Annotated in this window: 14 protein-coding genes; 8 read left to right on the top strand and 6 right to left on the bottom strand. The window is 67.2% G+C overall.

The annotated features are described in order from the left end of the window. Positions 1–11: 11 nt before the first annotated feature. Both HUW62_RS48085 and HUW62_RS12885 read right to left on the bottom strand, forming a co-directional pair. Complete coding sequence (locus tag HUW62_RS48085; RefSeq protein ID WP_217911290.1) at positions 12–392, bottom strand: hypothetical protein; 381 nt, start codon at positions 390–392, stop codon at positions 12–14. After that, positions 389–1,381, bottom strand: coding sequence for a hypothetical protein (locus HUW62_RS12885; RefSeq protein ID WP_176434608.1), 993 nt, complete (start codon positions 1,379–1,381; stop codon positions 389–391). The genes HUW62_RS48085 and HUW62_RS12885 overlap by 4 nt, the downstream gene beginning before the upstream one ends. A 727-nt stretch (positions 1,382–2,108) precedes the next feature. Here HUW62_RS12885 and HUW62_RS12880 point away from each other — a divergent pair. The 8 genes from HUW62_RS12880 to hxsC all read left to right on the top strand — a co-directional run bounded on the left by HUW62_RS12880 (position 2,109) and on the right by hxsC (position 13,614). After that, a complete protein-coding gene (locus HUW62_RS12880) occupies positions 2,109–4,289 on the top strand; it encodes a TerB N-terminal domain-containing protein (protein WP_176434607.1) in 2,181 nt (726 codons plus the stop codon). Then, the gene (locus HUW62_RS12875; RefSeq protein WP_176434606.1) at positions 4,286–5,626 is read left to right on the top strand and encodes an ATP-binding protein; all 1,341 of its coding nucleotides are present in this window, start codon (positions 4,286–4,288) and stop codon (positions 5,624–5,626) included. The genes HUW62_RS12880 and HUW62_RS12875 overlap by 4 nt, the downstream gene beginning before the upstream one ends. Further along, positions 5,601–7,829, top strand: coding sequence for a DEAD/DEAH box helicase (locus HUW62_RS12870; RefSeq protein WP_176434605.1), 2,229 nt, complete (start codon positions 5,601–5,603; stop codon positions 7,827–7,829). The genes HUW62_RS12875 and HUW62_RS12870 overlap by 26 nt, the downstream gene beginning before the upstream one ends. Before the next feature lie 559 nt (positions 7,830–8,388). Continuing rightward, positions 8,389–10,098 (top strand): hypothetical protein, encoded by a 1,710-nt coding sequence (locus tag HUW62_RS12865; protein ID WP_176434604.1) that lies wholly within the window; start codon positions 8,389–8,391, stop codon positions 10,096–10,098. Beyond that, positions 10,095–10,622 carry a hypothetical protein gene (locus HUW62_RS48080; protein WP_217911289.1) on the top strand — a complete coding sequence of 176 codons (528 nt, stop codon included), beginning with the start codon at positions 10,095–10,097 and terminating at the stop codon, positions 10,620–10,622. Before HUW62_RS12865 ends, HUW62_RS48080 begins: the two co-directional genes overlap by 4 nt. 22 nt (positions 10,623–10,644) lie before the next feature. Beyond that, on the top strand, positions 10,645–10,995 hold the full coding sequence (hxsD, locus tag HUW62_RS12855; protein ID WP_176434603.1) for a His-Xaa-Ser system protein HxsD: 351 nt from the start codon (positions 10,645–10,647) through the stop codon (positions 10,993–10,995). A 9-nt stretch (positions 10,996–11,004) separates the two neighbouring features. Further along, a complete protein-coding gene (gene hxsB / locus HUW62_RS12850) occupies positions 11,005–12,447 on the top strand; it encodes a His-Xaa-Ser system radical SAM maturase HxsB (protein WP_176434602.1) in 1,443 nt (480 codons plus the stop codon). A gap of 3 nt (positions 12,448–12,450) precedes the next feature. Then, entirely contained in the window at positions 12,451–13,614 is a 1,164-nt protein-coding gene (gene hxsC / locus HUW62_RS12845) for a His-Xaa-Ser system radical SAM maturase HxsC (RefSeq protein ID WP_176434601.1), read from the top strand. 1 nt (position 13,615) lies between these two features. On the opposite strand, the gene HUW62_RS12840 is transcribed toward hxsC, so the two are convergent. The 4 genes from HUW62_RS12840 to HUW62_RS12825 all read right to left on the bottom strand — a co-directional run bounded on the left by HUW62_RS12840 (position 13,616) and on the right by HUW62_RS12825 (position 17,240). Next, a complete protein-coding gene (locus HUW62_RS12840; protein ID WP_163866015.1) occupies positions 13,616–14,392 on the bottom strand; it encodes an SDR family NAD(P)-dependent oxidoreductase in 777 nt (258 codons plus the stop codon). Continuing rightward, on the bottom strand, positions 14,392–15,063 hold the full coding sequence (locus HUW62_RS12835; RefSeq protein WP_163866014.1) for an SDR family oxidoreductase: 672 nt from the start codon (positions 15,061–15,063) through the stop codon (positions 14,392–14,394). Before HUW62_RS12835 ends, HUW62_RS12840 begins: the two co-directional genes overlap by 1 nt. A 597-nt stretch (positions 15,064–15,660) precedes the next feature. Beyond that, a complete protein-coding gene (locus HUW62_RS12830; protein ID WP_176434600.1) occupies positions 15,661–16,128 on the bottom strand; it encodes an NUDIX hydrolase in 468 nt (155 codons plus the stop codon). After that, positions 16,125–17,240: a DUF2380 domain-containing protein gene (locus HUW62_RS12825; protein ID WP_368670399.1), complete on the bottom strand. Its 1,116-nt coding sequence runs from the start codon at positions 17,238–17,240 to the stop codon at positions 16,125–16,127. Before HUW62_RS12825 ends, HUW62_RS12830 begins: the two co-directional genes overlap by 4 nt. Between the last annotated feature and the right edge of the window lie 273 nt (positions 17,241–17,513).

Below are 17,513 nucleotides of genomic sequence, written 5' to 3'. Positions count from 1 at the left end.
AGCGGAGCCTCCTAGAACTTCCACTCCGTCCCCGGCTTCCCGAGCACGGCACGGGTCGCCGCCACATCCCGTAGCGCCTTGAAGGGCGAGGCCTCGGCCAGCTTCACGACGGAGTCCAGGACCACCGCCGCCATCCGCACATTGTCGCTGGCGATGGCTCCGTCCAGGCGCTCGAAGAGTTGTCGAAAGTTCTCCCGACGCTCGTCGAAGCCGCGGTCCAGGTAGTCCAGGAGCACGTCACGCATGGCGTGGATGTGCTCGACATTCACCCGGGACTCTTCACGCAGCCGAGTCTGCTCCGTGCGCTCCTTCTCGATGTCGCGCACGCACTCGGCCACCACCTTGATGCCGGCCAGGACGCCCTTCAGGGACAAGTCCATCTTCACGCTCATGCGGTCTCCCGTTGCAGCAGGCCGAGAGACTGCTCCAGCAACCCCTCCAACTGGGCGTTGAGGCCTCCGCCTTCGGTGAAGAGCGGCACCCGCATCAGCTCGCTCTCCGCCTTCGCCAGATGCATGGCGGTGGCGAACCGAGCCAGATGCCCATCGTTCTCGGCGTCGAAACACTCCACCAGCTCCCAGAGGGCGTCGATGGCCCGACCCGCTCGCTGGTCGAGCGCGCCGAGAACACCGCTCAGCTCATCCACGCGCACTCCCGCCCGCGTCAGCAGGGCGATGGCCGCATCGATGCGCGCGACCTGTTCATCGACCTCCTCCGCATAGGCCAGGGCCTTCGTTCTGGCCTTCTCGCCCTGATGGGCCATGACGAAACCCACGACGGCCATCGCGGGGGCCACCGCGATGCCTCCGAGAACCGCGGTGCCTCCAGCCACGCCCCAACCGCCCGCGGCAAGGGAGCCGCCGCCAAGCCAGGCCAGCAGGGCGCTGTTCGCCGCGGCGCCCGTCAGCCCCGACAACGCGGCCCCCGTTCCAGCCGTGGCGAAGCTGGTGACCAGCCCCGTGGTCAGGGCGCTTGCTCCCGCGCCTGTGACAGCCGCCGCGACCGAGCCAGACAACGTGCCGCCTGCTTCGAGATACTGCACGGCGAACTCGCGGACGGATTCCCGACTCACCCCCACTCGGCCCAGGTGCTCCAATGCATCGAGGCGGGCCTTCTGATTCAACTGCTCCAGGAAGTCGAAGAGACGACGGAAGGTCGTCGCGACAACGCCATCTCGCTGAGAGGCCAGGGCATCCAGCTGACGTTGTAGCGCGCCGCGTGCTCCCTCCAACCGTTGCACCGCAGCTTCATGTCGTGCCTGCGCCTCCTCGCCAATGTCCTTGGCGTCCTTCATGCGGTCGATTCCGTCATAGCTTTTCTTGGCGCCATAGCCAAAGAGACCCGCGAGAAGGAGCGCGGCGGGAATGAGCGGAAGCGGCATCACATACCTCCAGAGTGCGTGAGATGGGCCCATCAAACGAAGTCTGTCAATCAAGGGCGGACGACTTCGGACGCACCCTTGTCGGACCCACGATGGGTCATGAACGCCCCGATGGGAATACCTCTCCGGGGTGATGTGCCTTTGAGCCTTTCCCCTCACGCACGCGCCCGCATCCCGTTACCCTGCCCCGGGCTGGTACAGTCAGACGTGTGAGGTAGCCGTCCTTCGGCGCCAGGCGGGGAGCGACACAATGCCAGGATGGATGCGGGCGCTGCCGACCCTGGTGGCCGCCACTCAGTCAGACGGGGCCGGGGGAACGCTGTGCTTCATGGTCGTCATGGGTCTGGGGGCTTGGGGCGGCATTGTCTGGCTCAGCAAGCTCAACAAGCGCTGGAAGGCCGCGCAACTGTCAGGCGCCATCGTCGCGCCGGCTCTCGCACCCGTTGCTCGCTCCACTCCAACTGCCTCCACCATCGCGCTGCGTTTCGAAACCGTGAGCTCGCCCAGGGTCTCCCCGGGGCTCATGGTCCGCATCCCAGATGAGCCGAGGCCGGTGGCACCACGTGCCGCGCCACCGCCACCTGCGACTTCCGCGCCCGCGAATTTCACGATGACGGCCTCCACTCCGGCAGCGAAGCCTGTTGAGCCCGCTCCGCGCGTCGAGCCCGCTTCGCCCGTGCCCACGAAGTCCTTTGAGCCCGCTCCTCCCACAAGGAGCGTGCCTCCCATGCCCGAGGCAGCGGCGGTTTCCGCTCCTCCCGTGACGACGGTGCCAGCCGTCGCGACGCAGACGGCCCCCAGTCCCACGTTTTGGCCACCCACTCCGCTCAAGACCGGTTGGATTCCTCCTGGCCAGTCCATCGAGGTCGGCGGGTACACGCTGAAGGACGGCATGGTGTACGTGGGCTCTCGACTGCGCGCCGTGAATGCGCCTGGCACCGAGCCCGCGCTCATCAATCCGAGTCTTGAAGTAGCCTCTCGGCCCAACCGTGACGGGCAGGGCATGCGGTACTGGCCCTCGTACTCGGACATCTCTCCCGCTTCCCGCGCGGGTTATCTGGAATGGCTCGCGAGTGGCCGCCGCAATCCCACCGCCTATATCGGCCATGTCTTTTTGTTCTTCTACGGGCTGGAACGCCGCGTGCTCCACGACCTGGGCACGGACTCCGAGGCACTCGCCGAGGCCCGCCTCATCGAAGAAGAGGTCCAGGCACTCCTCAAGGTCCACGAAGAGAACAGCTCCTTCCACACCTACGCGTCGGCCTTCCTCGACGTCCTTCGCGTGCGCCGCGCTGGCGAAGACGGCCTGCTGAAGGAGGCGCCCCAGTTCACGCTGCGCCATGCAGGCGCCGCCTCGTTCGACGTGCGCATGGCCGTGGGCACCGCGGCGGCCAAGGGACTGCCGCTCCCCGCGGACTGGGCACTGGCCTGGGCCGTGGAGGCGAGTGACTCGCGCCTGCGAACTCCCGCCACACGCTGTCCCGAGGAGTTCCAGGCCCTCTTCCGCGCGCGCTACCAGCGTGACCACGGCGCGGGCATCGTCCCTCGCTCCAGGAAGTCGAAGGTGGAGGCCCGCTATGAGCCCGCGAGCGCATCCTTCGGCGGAATGGTGCGCCTGGCCTCGACCTCCGTCTCCGAAGCCTCCGAGACGTCCCTCAAGCCCGTGCGCGCGCTCATCGAGGACTGCTGCGAATCGCTCGAGTCCTACAGTCGCTGGGTGGGGAAGAATCCCGACGCGCGCAACAGCATGAGCGCCCTGGCCCTGCTTCCCGATGAACTGACGTCGACGATGCAGGGAGGCTCGGACGTGCAGGCGCTCCGCGCGCTGTTGCAGAAGTCGCTCGGGAGCACCGTCTCCGCTCCCGTGACCGCCGCCACCCTCCTGGAGCACTGGCCCACCGCGACCTCCGGGAAGCTCTCCAAATCCGAAGCCGTGGGACTGGCCCAGGCCCTGGAGAAGCTGGGCTACGGCATGGAGCCCGACCCTCGCATGGGCGGCGCCGTGCTCGCTCCCGAGGAGTCCGCCCACGTCTTCACGCTGCCCCCGGAGTCACCGACCGCGCCCTCCGGCGACTACCTGTCCGCGCTCGCGATGCTCCACCTCGCAGCAGCCGTGGCGACCGCGGATGGAACCGTCTCCACGGACGAGACCACTCGCATGGAGGCCATGGTGGAAGCAGCGCAGGGACTGCTCGCCTCGGAGAAGACCCGCCTCAAGGCACATATCGCCTGGCTCCTCGCGAGGCCGGCCTCCAGCGCGGGCCACAAGAAGCGCGTCGAGGCGCTGGCTCCCGAGGCGCGAACATCTCTGGGCAACCTCCTCATCGAGGTCGCCATGGCGGACGGCAACGTGTCGCCCCAGGAGCTCAAGACGCTGTCGAAGCTCTACGCCATGCTCGGACTCGACGAGGCCAGCGTCTACTCCCGCGTCCACGCCGCCTCGGCGACACGGCCCACCGCCGCGACGGAGCCCGTCTCCATGCGGCTCGCCGGAGCACCCGAGCAGGGCTTCACCATCCCCGCGCCTCCTCCCGAGAAGGCTGAGCGGTTGGCGCTCGACATGCGCAGCGTGCAGGCGAAGCTCGCCGAGACCGCCGCGGTCTCCAGCCTCCTGGGCAGCATCTTCGCCGAGGAGGAAGCGCCTCCTCCCGCCACTCCACCCACTCCCGTGGAGGCCGGCGTCGCGGGCCTGGACTCCCTTCACACCTCCCTGCTGCGCGCCCTCGTCGCGAAGACGGAGTGGCCTCGCTCGGAGGTGGAGAAGCTCGCCGGTGGGCTTGGCCTGCTCACGGACGGCGCGCTGGATGTCATCAACGATGCGGCCTTCGAGGTGTGCGGCGAGCCCGTCCTCGAAGGCGACGAAACCCTTCAGCTCAATGAGCAGGCAGCACGGGAGATGATGTCATGACGGACGCGACGCCTCAGGGACGCATCAGGCCGAAGGACCGGGACGCCATCGTCCAGTCGCTGCGCGCGGGTGTCGTGCCTCGCGTGGGACAGCAGCACATCCAGGTGGGTCGCGTCGAAGAGGTCCGGGCCCTGGTCCGCGACGTGGAGCGCATCGCCGAGGGTGGAAGCGCCATCCGCTTCGTCATCGGCGAGTACGGCTCCGGCAAGACGTTCTTCCTCAACCTCATCCGCTCCATCGCCCTGGAGAAGCGCCTCGTCACACTGCATGCGGACCTGAATCCCGACCGGCGGCTGCATGCGACGGATGGGAAGGCTCGCAGCCTGTACGCGGAGCTGCTGCGCAACATGGCCACCCGGGCCAAGCCCGAGGGCGGCGCGCTCGCCAGCGTCGTGGAGCGCTTCGTCTCCAGCGCCCTCACGGACGCGAAGAGCCGGAACCTCAACCCCGAGGCCGTCATCCGGGAGAAGCTCGCCGCGCTCTCGGAGCTGGTGGGTGGCTACGACTTCGCGGAGGTCATCGCCGCCTACTGGCGCGGTCATGACAGCGGGAACGAGGTGCTCAAGGCCGACGCCGTGAAGTGGCTGCGCGGCGAGTTCTCCACGCGCACCGATGCACGCAAGGCGCTGGGCGTCCGCACCATCATCGACGACGCGGATGTCTACGACCAGCTGAAGCTCCTGGGTCGGTTCGTCCGGCTGTCCGGCTACGACGGGTTGATGGTGTGTCTGGATGAGCTGGTCAATCTCTACAAGATGTCCAACACCAAGGCCCGCGCCTCCAACTACGAACAGATTCTGCGCATCCTCAATGACTGTCTCCAGGGCACCGCCGAGGGCCTGGGCTTCATCCTGGGAGGAACGCCCGAGTTCCTCATGGACACGCGAAAGGGCCTCTACAGCTACGAGGCCCTCCAGTCGCGACTGGCCCAGAACACCTTCGCCGTGGGCAACCTCGTCGACTACAGCTCACCGGTGCTCCGGCTGGCCAACCTCACCCCCGAGGACCTGTACGTCCTGCTCACCAAACTGCGGCACGTCTACTCCGCGGGCGACACGTCCGCGCAGCGCCTGCCCGACGAGGGACTCCACGGCTTCATGACCCACTGCTCCGAGCGCATCGGCGAGGCGTACTTCCGCACGCCCCGGAGCACCGTGACGGCCTTCATCAACCTCCTGGCCGTCCTCGAACAGAATCCGACCGCGGATTGGAAGGAGTTGCTCGGCGGCGTGCAGCTCACCGCGGACGTCAACCCGGACCTCGCCCCCCTGGCCGAGGCGGAGGCAGGAAGCATGACGGCCGGAGCGGATGATGAGCTCGCATCCTTCAAGCTCTGACCCGAGCGGCTCCGCGTCGGGCTCCTTCCACCGGCTGCACCCCAAGGTGCGGCGCTGGGTGTGGAGCCAGGGATGGAAGGAGCTGCGCGGCATCCAGGAGGTCGCGATTGCTCCCATCATCGAGGGGACGCAAGACGTCATCCTCTCGGCGTCGACGGCCAGCGGGAAGACGGAGGCCGCGTTCCTGCCCATCTGCAGCAGGCTCGCGGAGGACTCCGGCGGCAGCGTGCGCGCCATCTACATCGGCCCGCTCAAGGCCCTCATCAACGACCAGTTCGAGCGACTCGATGGACTCTGCGAGGGGCTGGGGATTCCCGTGCACCGCTGGCACGGCGACGTATCCCAGGGCCACAAGTCGCGGCTGCTCAAGTCCCCGGCGGGCATCCTCCTCATCACTCCCGAGTCGCTCGAGGCCCTCTTCATCCGACAGGGCTCCGCTCTCGTCAGCTTGTTCTCCGGGCTGGAGCACATTGTCATCGACGAGTTGCATGCCTTCATCGGCACCGAGCGGGGCTGTCAGCTCCAATCGCTCCTGCACCGGGTCGAGCTGACCTTGCGTCGCACCGTGCCGCGCGTGGGCCTCAGCGCCACGCTGGGCGACATGTCCCTGGCCGCGAAGTTCCTCCGGCCCGGAGACGGAGAGCAGGTCCGGCTGTGCAACGCGGACTCGGGTGGTGGAGAGCTGCTCCTCCAACTGAGGGGCTATCGCAAGCGCGCACCGGATGCGGAGCGGTTGGACTCTGGAGAGGAGTCCGATGACGGGCTGCCCGAGGATGAGCACGACGTGGGCGCGCACCTCTTCAAGACGCTGCGAGGGACGCACAACCTCGTGTTCGCCAACAGCCGCAGGAACGTGGAGCTCTACGCGGACCTGCTGCGCCGCATGTGCGAACAGGCCCGGCTTCCCAATGAGTTCTTCCCCCATCACGGCAACCTCTCCAAGGAGCTGCGCGAGGAGGCGGAGGCCGCGCTCAAGGCGAAGCAGCGGCCCGTCAACCTGGTGTGCACCACCACGTTGGAGATGGGCATCGACGTGGGCGCCGTGCAGAGCATCGCGCAGGTGGGCGTGCCTCCCTCGGTGGCCAGCCTTCGTCAGCGTCTGGGACGCAGCGGACGCAAGGGCGGGCCCGCCGTGCTCCGGCTGTATCTCCAGGAAGCCGAGCTGACGAAGACGAGCCCCCTGGCGGACCAGCTCCGTGTGCGACTGGTCCAGTCGGTGGCGATGCTGGAGCTGCTGCTGACGAACTGGTTCGAGCCTCCCGCCTCGGGCGCGTTCCACTTCTCCACGCTGGTCCAGCAACTGCTCTCGCTCATCGCCCAGCATGGCGGCGTCAAGGCGGGCGAGGCCTTCTCCGCGCTGTGCACGGGAGGTCCCTTCGCGCGGGTGTCTCGCGAGGACTTCGCGCACTTCCTGCGGGGCCTGGGACAGCGTGAGCTGCTCTCGCAGTCCTCGGATGGGACGCTGCTCCTGGGTCGAGTGGGAGAGCGGATCGTCAACCACTACAGCTTCTATGCGGCCTTCGCCTCGGTGGAGGAGTTCCGGCTGGTGGCCTCGGGACGCACGCTGGGCACGATGCCCATCGACCAGCCGCTCTTCGTCGGCACGTACCTCATCTTCGGCGGACGACGGTGGCGCGTGCTCGCCGTGCAGGCCGACGAGAAGGTCGTGGAGCTGGAGCCCGCTCCCGCGGGACGTGTCCCCATGTTCGAGCCAGCCAGTGTGGGCGGCGTGCACGACCGCGTGCGGGAGCAGATGCGCGCTGTCTATGCCGGTGACGGTGTTCCTCGGTACCTGGATGCGCGTGCGCAAGAGCTGCTGGCGGAGGCTCGGGCGAACTTCCAGCGATGGGGGCTCGCCGAGCGGTCCATCGTCACCTCAGGCCGGGAGGTCCATGTCTTCCCGTGGGCTGGTGACGCGGTGGTGCACACGCTGGCGCTGTCACTTCAGGCGCGTGGACTGTCGGTGGAGGCGCTCGGTGCCGTGTTGAGCGTGGAGGCGATGCAGTCGGACGTGGAAGGCGCCCTGCGTGGGCTCGTGGCGGAGGGGCCACCTCGGGCCGAAGCCCTCACGACTCACGTGGCCAACATGGCGCTCGAGAAGCATGACGGTTTCGTGCCGGAGGACTTGCTCGCGCGTGACTACGCTGCTCGATACCTGGATGTCCAGGGTGCGTGGCGCGCGGCGCAGCGAGTATTGCAATGAAGCTCTTCATGGAGAGGCCGTGTCGCCCATGAGTCGTCCGTCCCTTGAATCGCAGGCCGTCGACCTGATGACTCCCGAAGACGCGGCGGCCATCAAGCACGCCGCCACGCAGGCCTTCGTCGAATGGGCACGACGTCTGCCCGTAGCCCCTCCGAACCCAACGGACTTCATCCGCTCCGTGGAGCCGAAGTCGCGCAGGGCCTGTCGGCTCTACACGACCATCACCGAGCGGAACGTCGTATGGAAGGAAGGCGCTACCTCAGGCCCCCTGCCCATCACCGGGTTGAGGCGCCAGGCGAACAGCGTCGACCCGTGGGCGGAGACACGCGCGAGCCTCCGCGAGAGCAGTCTCTCCATCTTCGCTTGTTCATCCTGTGGAGGACAGACCTCGCATTCTTGCTCCAGGTGCAGCGGGAGTGGGGTGGTCCGCTGCTCGAACTGTAGCGGTACACGGAAGGCCTACGGGTATGCATCGAACGGCTCGCGCCGGCTCATGAACTGCAGGCCGTGCAATGCGAAGGGCAGCGTCGACTGTAGCGGCTGTCATTCGTCGGGGCGCGTGTCCTGCGCACCGTGCTTCGGGCACGGTCGTGAGCAGCGCTGGCTCGACTTCGACGAGTCGGTCCGCTTCGACTTCCTGGTGATGACCGAAGACGAGGAGCAGCGCCGCCTGGTGTGGACGAAGGTGGGGATGGAGAAGGACGCGAAGCTCCTGGGAGAAATCAGCGCGAACGGCGTGCTGTCACACCAGAAGGTCGCTCCTCATCTCCCCGAGGATTGGCTCCAGGAGCATTGGGGGAAGACCGGGGTCTCGCTCAAGAGCCAGGAGCGCATCACCAGCCAGCTCTTCCAGGTCTTCGAGGTGCCCGCCGCGCAGGTCTCCTACGCCATCGCGGATGCCGCTCCCACGGTGGTGCACTTCGAAGGTCAGCGGATGCTGGCACCACCGGTCTCGCCGGACCGACAGTTCGCGGCGCGGGCCCGAAAGGTCTTCGCGGCGCGGTGGGTCCTCATCCCGCTGGCCGTGGGGATTCCGTTCCTCTATCTCATTCGAGGCTCCTACTTCTGGAACGTCTGGCTGGCGGCGCTGAGCGCATTTCTGGGGGTCTCCGCGACTCTGGGTGAGCACTTCGTCCGAGACTGGACCCTCGGCAAGAAGACGGGTGCTCGCCGCTGGGGAATCAGCGCGGCCGTTTCCGCAGTGCTCGCGGGTGTCACAGCCCTGGTCGCGGAGCCGAGCCTGGGTGCCGCGCAACGGCATCTCACGGAGGGACGTCTCGACGACGCGAACAAGGAACTGCTCGCGCTGGGCGGCCCCGAGGACCCTGCCCTCCAGCAAGAGTGGACGGACCTCCATCTCGCCCATGCGCTCCGCGCGGAATCAGTGAAAGAGGTCGCCGAGGATGCCCTCCTGCTCAAGGCGGGCTCTCCACAACGGGCGAAGGTCGACCAGCACCTCCTTGAGCTCACTCAGCGGCAGGTCCTCCATTCCCTCGCAAGCAAGGAGCCAGCCTCAGCCCTGGAGGTGCTCTCCATCGCCAGGCCCGCGCTCGAACAGGATTTCTCGAAGGACGTCGGCGTGCTGACCGCGAACATCCACGACACGGAGTACGAGGCCTGCTCGACGGACGCCTGTCGGTGGAAGACCCTGGGCGCCGCGCTTCGCGCCGAGCACACACCAGCCAGGGAGCAGCGACTGGGTCGGGTGCGCGCGACACTCGTGGAGCAGATATCGCCCAAGCCGCGTCCCAAGGTGGCCACCCTGGAGTGGCTCCTGCATCTCGACAAGATCTACGCGCTCACCACCGAGCTGGGTGAGACGCCGTCCGATGCGGACCTTGGGGAGCGCGCACGACAAGCCGCCACGTGGACTCGGGAGGAACGGGAGCGGATTCCCCTCATCGGCGCCGAGCGCACCGTGGCCATCTCACTGCTTCAACTGACAATCACCAGCGACGCAAGCATCCTGAAGAAGACCACTGACTCCGTCGCCCTCTACTGCGCGCTGAAGGATGGGCGCTGCGCGGGTGCGTATCTGGTGGGCGCGGACAAGAGCTCGCGCGTGCTCAACAACGTGAAGCACACCGCGACCACGCAGGAGCTGCTCTCACGTGTCCTGGGGCATCCTGTCGAGCTGCCCACGCCACCGCAGCCTCGTAGCGGCAAGGCCCCCACGCAGACCACCTGGAAGGACGGCGGGGTGACCATCGTGGCGCGGTGGAGCAGTACCGACTTGATGGAGTTGCGCATCGGAGAGGTGAAGCCATGAATCCGAAACCTCCACGCTTGCTCTCTGTCAGCGCGGCGCTCATGGGACTGCTCGGCGGCGCGGCGCCCTCGGGCCTGCTCATTCCGGGCATCGAACTCCAGGTCGCCCAGCCCACCTGGCGACGACGCGACGAAGAGGACTCGCGTGACGAGCTGCTCCTCGTCGCCCCACCCACCAGCGGGCAGATTCTCCTCGCGGGGCATCGCTCGCACCGCTCCCACTCCTCGCATCGCAGCCACTACTCCGGGAGCCGGAGCCGGAGTTACGGCGGCGGATACTCCGCACCCGCCGACGAGCCGGAGCCTCCTCCACCACCCCCCAAGCCCGCGATGGTCTCCTTCGTCGCATTCCCTGGGGGACGCATCTTCGTCGACGACAAGCCCGCGGGGCAGGATGTGACGTCGCTGATGCGACTGGCGGCGGGGAAACACGTGGTTCGCATCGAGAACCGTTTCCTCGGCACCACCACCGTCGAGGTGGACCTGGTCGCGGGGCAGATGGGCGATGTCACGATTGAGTGGTAGCGGCAGGCCCGGGAGCTGACACGTGAAGACAAAAGAAGCTGAGTCCCAGCCGCCATTCACCTTCCTCGACGGCGCCGTTCAGGCCGTCCTCGACCTGCGGGTCTATCGACTCGTTGCGATACAGAAGTCCGCGTACCGTTTCGCGGAGCGGTGCACCGCGGTGCTCGGCTCACCCGAGGCGGACAGGCTCCCCATCCGCTTCGTCTTCGGACCCACCGTCACCGAACAGGATGCACTGGAGACCGTGCGGCTGTTCTTCCAGGAGCTGCTGGACCAGGAACTGCGCGAGCAGGTGGGCGGCGAGACTCGTGCTCTTCGCGCGTTGATTCTCGCCCAGGCCTTCTCTCGCACCGACCTGATTCGTCAGGACTGAGGGCGACGCATGTTCCATGACCGCTCCAGATACCAATCCGCTCGGGGATACCAGCTGGCGCCCTTCCGGTTCAGCCCGTTGGACGGCTCGCGCTACATCGCCACGAATGACGTGGGCGAATACGTGGTGCTGCCTCGCGCGGAGCTGGTCGAGTTCGTCAGCCATGCACTGCCCCCGGACCGGGAGACCTACAAGGCGCTCAAGTCCAGGCACTTCATGTTCGATGAGCACTCGCGCGTGGCGCTCGAGCTGCTCGCTCTCAAGTACCGCACTCGCGCGGAGCAGCTCGCGTCCTTCACCGGGCTGCACATCTTCGTCGTCACGCTGCGCTGCGACCACTCCTGTCCGTACTGCCAGGTGTCTCGACAAGCGGAGGGACGCCTCGACTTCGACATGTCACGAGAGCATGCCGACCGGGCGCTCGACTTCATGTTCCGCAGTCCGTCCCCCGCCCTGAAGGTCGAGCTCCAGGGCGGCGAGCCGCTGCTCCACTTCGAGCGCATCCGCTACATCGTCGAGCGCGCCAGGGCCCTGAACCAGGTGCACCGCCGAGACCTCCAGTTCGTCATCGCGAGCAACCTCTCGCGCCTCACGGACGAGGTGCTGGCCTTCTGCCGTGAGCATGGCGTGCTGCTCTCCACGTCCCTGGACGGGCCCGAGGCCCTGCACAACACCCAGCGACCGGTCCGGGGCGGTGACAGTCATCAACGGACCATCGACGCGATTCGCCGGGCGAGACAGGTGCTCGGGCCGGACTCCGTCTCCGCCCTGATGACGACGACGCAGGCGAGCCTGGAGCGCGTCGAGGACATCATCGACGAGTACGTACGCCAGGGCTTCCACGGCATCTTCCTGCGGAACGTCAGCCCGTATGGGTTCGCAGTCCGCCAGCGCGCCTCGCGTCAGTACGGCGTCGAGGCCTGGGTCGAGTTCTACAAGCGAGGGCTCGCGCACATCCTTCGCATCAACGAGCAGGGGTATCCGCTCCAGGAGGAGTTCACCGCCATCCTGTTGCAGAAGCTCTTCTCCCCGAGGGGCTCGACGTACGTCGACCTCCAGTCTCCCTCGGGCATCGGCATCGGGGCGCTCGTCTACAACTACGACGGCGCGGTGTACGCCTCCGACGAGGGGCGGATGCTCGCGGAGATGGGCGACTTCTCCTTCCGGCTCGGGCACCTCTCCCGCGACACCTACGAGTCCATCATGACGTCCGAGACGCTCCTGGCCCACCTGAGCGACACGATGCCGGAGGGTGCACCCATGTGCAGCGACTGCGCCTTCCTGCCCTACTGTGGCGCGGACCCTGTCTTCCACCAGGCGACGCTGGGAGACTCCGTCGGCCACAAGGCCTTCAGCGACTTCTGCAAGAAACAGATGGGCGTGCTGCGGCACCTCATCGGACTGCTCGAGGATGACTCCCGGGCTCGGGACATCCTCATGGGGTGGCGCTGAGTCATGCCGGCACTGGACCTCGCATCGACCGGGCTGAAGTCCCTCTCGGAGCGCTCACCCGAGCCGTTCATCGGTCGCATCCGCGAGCAACCAGACCTTCCCGAGTCCGCACGCAGTCGGGAGATTCTCCTCGTCCGGCGTCCGCTGGAGCACCTTCCTCCGGGCTTCCGGGGGTATCTCCTGCTGGATGACGGTGCGGTGAGTCCGGGGCTGCGCGACGTCTACGTCCTGGCCCCCGGGCTGCGCTATCTCGCCGATGGGGATGTGGTCCGCATCCATCCCGAGCGCGGTGCCCTGGCGACGCTGTACCGCCGCGCGTCTCCGTCGAACTCGTTCCTGGTGACGGAGCGCTGCGACAACAACTGCCTGATGTGCTCCCAGCCACCTCGCAAACAGGATGACTCCTGGCTCGTGGACGAGTTGATGGAGACGCTCCCGCTCATTTCACCCCAGACTCGCGAGCTGGGAATCACGGGCGGCGAGCCGAGCCTGCTCAAGGGCCGCCTCGTCGAGCTGCTGGAGCGGATGAAGGGTTTTCTCCCAGAGACCTCCGTTCACATCCTGACCAACGGGCGCGGCTTCGCGGATGCCGAGCTGGCTCGCGCGGTGGCGAAGGTCCAGCACCCCGACCTCATGTTGGGGATACCGCTCTACTCGGACCTGCCCGAGGAGCATGACTACGTCGTGCAGGCCCTGGGCGCGTTCGATGAAACCCTCCGAGGCATCCTCAACCTCAAGCGCTCTCGCGTGCGAGTGGAGCTGCGCTGCGTCGTCCATGCGCAGACGTACTCGCGCCTGCCGCAGCTCGCGGACTTCATCACGCGCAACCTGTTGTTCGTCGACCATGTCGCGCTGATGGGGTTGGAGCTGATGGGGTTCGCCAGGACGAACCTCGGAATGCTCTGGGTCGACCCGCTCGACTATCAGGCCCAGCTCACCTCCGCGGTCAGGACGCTGAGCCGCGCGGGGCTCAACACGTCCATCTACAATCATCAGCTCTGCACCCTGCCCACCGAGCTGCATCCCTTCGCGCGAAAGAGCATCTCCGACTGGAAGAACGTCTACGCCGACGCCTGCGAGGGCTGCGTGCGACAGGAGGACTGCGGCGGGTTCTTCGCTTCAGGCATCCTGAAGCGAAGCCGAGGCATCCAGCCGTTCCTGGACTGAGTCAGAACGCGGGCAGGTCCGACGCCAGGTGCGCCGACAGGCCGCCGTCCATCACCAGGGCACTGCCGTTCACGTAGCCGCTGAAGGGCCCGACCAGGAAGGACACCATGCCCGCCACCTCCTCCGGCGTCCCGAAGCGCTTCACGGGGATTCGCTCCAGCAGTCGCGCGCGGACGGCCGGGTCCGCCTTCGCCAACATCTCCGTGTCGATGTACCCCGGGCAGAGCGCGTTGCAGGTGATGCCGTAGGCGCCCCACTCGGCGGCGATGGACTTCGAGTACCCCACCACCGCGTGCTTGGTCGCCGCGTACGTGGATGACTGCGCGCCACCGAAGAGCCCCATGATGGACGCGATGTTCACGATGCGCCCGTAACCCCGCGCCTTCATGCGCGGCAGCGCCCAGTGACACAGGTTGCGCACGCCCGTCACATTCACCCCGAACAACTGGTCCCACTCGGCGGTGCTCACCTCGTCCACGCGGTGGAACGGCCCACCCACTCCCGCGTTGTTCACCAGCACCCGAGGCACGCCCAGCTTCGCCTCCAGTCGCTCCATCGCGGCGCCCACCGCGCTCTCGTCCGCGATGTCACAGGCCAGCGGCCAGACCCGCCCACCGGCCCGCGTCAGTTGCTCCTCGAGCCGCCCCAGCGCCGCCACGTCTCGCGCCAGCAGCGCCACCTCGAACCCCTGCCTCGCCAGCTCCGTGGCGATGGCCGCGCCAATTCCACGACTGGCCCCGGTGACAATCGCGACAGGGGCCTTCGACTGCGTCTCCATCAGAGGACACCTCGGGGAGGAACGAGGCGCACCTCGTCCACCCGCACGTTCAACGGCTTGGTGGAAATCTCCCAGATGCACTGCGCCACGTCGTCCACGGAGAGCATGTCCTCGGGACTGAACTCCGGCCGGGACTTCCAGAAGGACGTGTAGACCGCGCCCAGCGACACGAGCGTGGCGCGGATGCCCAGCGCCTTGCCCTCTTCGTTCAGCACCCCTGTCAGCCCGCGCACGCCGTGCTTGGACGCCGCGTAGGCGCCGTTCATCGGCAACGTCAGGTGGTCGCTCACGGACCCGATGTGGATGAGCCGGCCTCCGCCTCGGGGCTTCATCCGCCGGAACGCCTCCCGCGCGCAGAGGAACGTCCCCGTCAGGTTCACCTCGAGGCTGCGCCGCCAGTCCTCCAGGGACAGGTTCTCGAGCGACGTGAAGACGCCGACACCCGAGCAGTTGACGAGGACGGAGATGGGGCCGAGCGCCGCCTCCGCCTTGTCGAACATCGCCACCACGGAGTCCTCACGGGTGACGTCCACGTGCACCGCGTCCGCGGTCTCCGTCGCCACGTCGTTCGCGGCGCACAGGACGCGCAGGCCCTCGGCTCGCAGCTTCCGCGTGACGGCCTGGCCGATATCGCCCGTACCTCCGACGACGATGACGTTCCTGCCACTCACGTGCCGTGTCCTCCCAGGACTCACCCGCGCGAGACGCGCGGGGCGGGGGAGTATGTCGGACCGACGGCGGAAAGGGGGCACTCGTATCGCTCCCCTGCTGCTCACTGCTCGACGGTGGCGGCGAGGGCACACGCTGGGAGCGGCCCAGGAGGCGGGCTGTTCGCTCCCAGGGAAGCTCCAGCCCCGCTCACGCGGCGTTGCCGCGCTGGCTCAGCCGGGGGCCGCTCCTTCATCCAGCTCCAGAACCCACCGAGCGCGTCCTCCACCCAGGTGATATCGAGACAATGGCACGACCCGTCGCAATGCCTCTCCAGTCCACCTGCCCACACCGCGAGGGCCCGCCAGAGCAGGCCCTCGCGAGAGACATCTGACTCAGCGCAGCGGTTCGATGACGTAGATGAGCGTCACCTTGGCCAAGGCACCAGAAAACCCCAAGCAGGACGCGCTGTTACCCGCTAGTGCCTCGGTTTTCGCTCGGAGACGTCATCCCGCCCTGTTCCATCCCTGCCCCCAGTGTGCCACCCCGTTCCATGCTGGAGGGGCACACTGGGGGCACATGGCGGCTCCGTCACTGACTCGCGGGGCTACCAGCTCCGTTCAGGCTTCCTCGTCGGGGAGGAGCGTCCGGAGAAGTGTGTCGTCGGGACCGAGCGGGCGCCAGCCGGCAGGGGGTGGGTTGGCGCGAAGTGCCGCCCTCGCCAATCTGCCCCGCTCCTTATGGGTTTCTGGGGTGTATGCGGACCACGAACCGAGCGCCTTGGCCACCTTGAATACGTTTGCGTCATCCATCACGGCGGGCCAACCGTTGGGAAGGCTCTGAGACAAGAGACGAACGAGAACATCACGGACGAAGCGCGTGACCCGCTTGTGCTGCTCCGCCTCGTACAGCAGGCCACTCAACAACTGCACCGCAGCAACGTCGCTGCCCAGCTCATCGGCCAGGACAAATAGCGGCACGGCAGGACGCGCGTCGGCAAAGGCGGACAGAGAGTCGTACCCTCGCTCGCGGACCCGTTCGTACAGGCGAGCTTTGATGTTGCCCTGCCAAGCTGATCCGTCGCTCATCGCCTTTTCCCTGGGACGAAATTCATCGGGATCCGGTAGTCCTTCATTCGATCTGCAACGATGTCCAGGACCGCATTCCGCGTCAACCTGCGTCCAGCTTCGGCCTCGGCATCGCGCAGGGCCTCCATGATCAGCCGGTTCCACTCACCGGGCCATGTGCGCCCTAGCTTCCAGTTTCCCCCACCGTGAATCGCTTCGTGGTGGGCTTGCTCCAGGCGGACACAGAACTGGTCGATGTCCATATCGCCCTGGAAGCCGCGCTGTTCAAACCACTCGCGATGCTCCTTCGGCATGACGTGGTGCTTCGGACGCTCGGACATGCCCGCGCCAGCTCTATCCGTCACCTGCATGCCGCGCACCTCCGGGCTGTCGCCCAGGGCATCGCGCACGCCCTTGGGCAAGTCCTGGTGCGCTTGCGCCATCATCACCTGCCCGCCGTGGATGCGGACCGCCGCGCTCACGACGGGAAGCGAGATGACGCCCGCCTGGACAAGCCTGCGCATCATCTCCACCCACTCAGCGGAGACGACAAGCTGTGAACCCGCCATGACGCCACCTGAACTCAGGACGAGGCCCACGCCGAGCGTCGCGGGGGCGGCCGGTGGCAGCCTGGGCATCCCCATCTTCAGCGTGGAAACCATGGCGAGCATTTCCACCACCTGCACCGCTACCATGACCTTGCCGCCTTCCTCCATGGCGGTCTTGGCATCCGCAAGCATCATGTTGAACTCGTGCGTCAGCTTCCCCATCAGTTCGGGCATCGCGAGGGCCGCCGCCTCGACGCGCTCGGGGTCACGAGAGGCGAGGTCCGCCAGCGTGGGCTCCATCAAGCCCTGAACGCGGTGGAGGTCCAGGAACAGCTTCTCGTCGCCGCACATCGGGCACTCGCGCAGCAGGACGTCGGAGAGCTGGAGGAAGTCCACCCAGGTAGCGAACAGCAGGGCACCGAACATCGCGGACTGGAGCCGTGGGCCCGCCATGCGCAGGAGGGCCACCTCCATCTCCGAGTCCCCCACCTCCGACGCGCCGGCCGCCAACATCGTCGCGCTTCCGAGGGCGCCGCGAATCCACGCAACTTCATTGGTGCCGTGGTCGAGATAGCGCGTGAACACTCCCCCGCTGAGAGCCCTGCCACTGAACACGGGAGCGCGCTCCGCGAGTTTGGAGAGCGTGGCTTCGGCCCCCTTCATCGAGCCCTTCACCTCATCGAGGGAGTCGAGGAGGGCTTGCCGCGCCGAGGCGGCTTGCGCGCCCCTGCCTCCGACAGCTCCAGATGCGGTGCCAGGTGCTGCCTTCGTTGCCTCGCCTCGTGGCCCGACATGACGGAAGAGGCGCTGTTGAGCCCCAGGGCCCGCGAGGGAGTACGGAGGGGAGCCGGAGGCACG

The sequence above is a fragment of the Myxococcus sp. AM011 genome (genome assembly GCF_013372595.1).
Taxonomy (GTDB): Bacteria; Myxococcota; Myxococcia; order Myxococcales; family Myxococcaceae; genus Myxococcus; species Myxococcus eversor.
The sequence above is the reverse complement of the archived record's forward strand: the minus strand, read 5'-3'. Positions and strand labels throughout refer to the sequence as shown.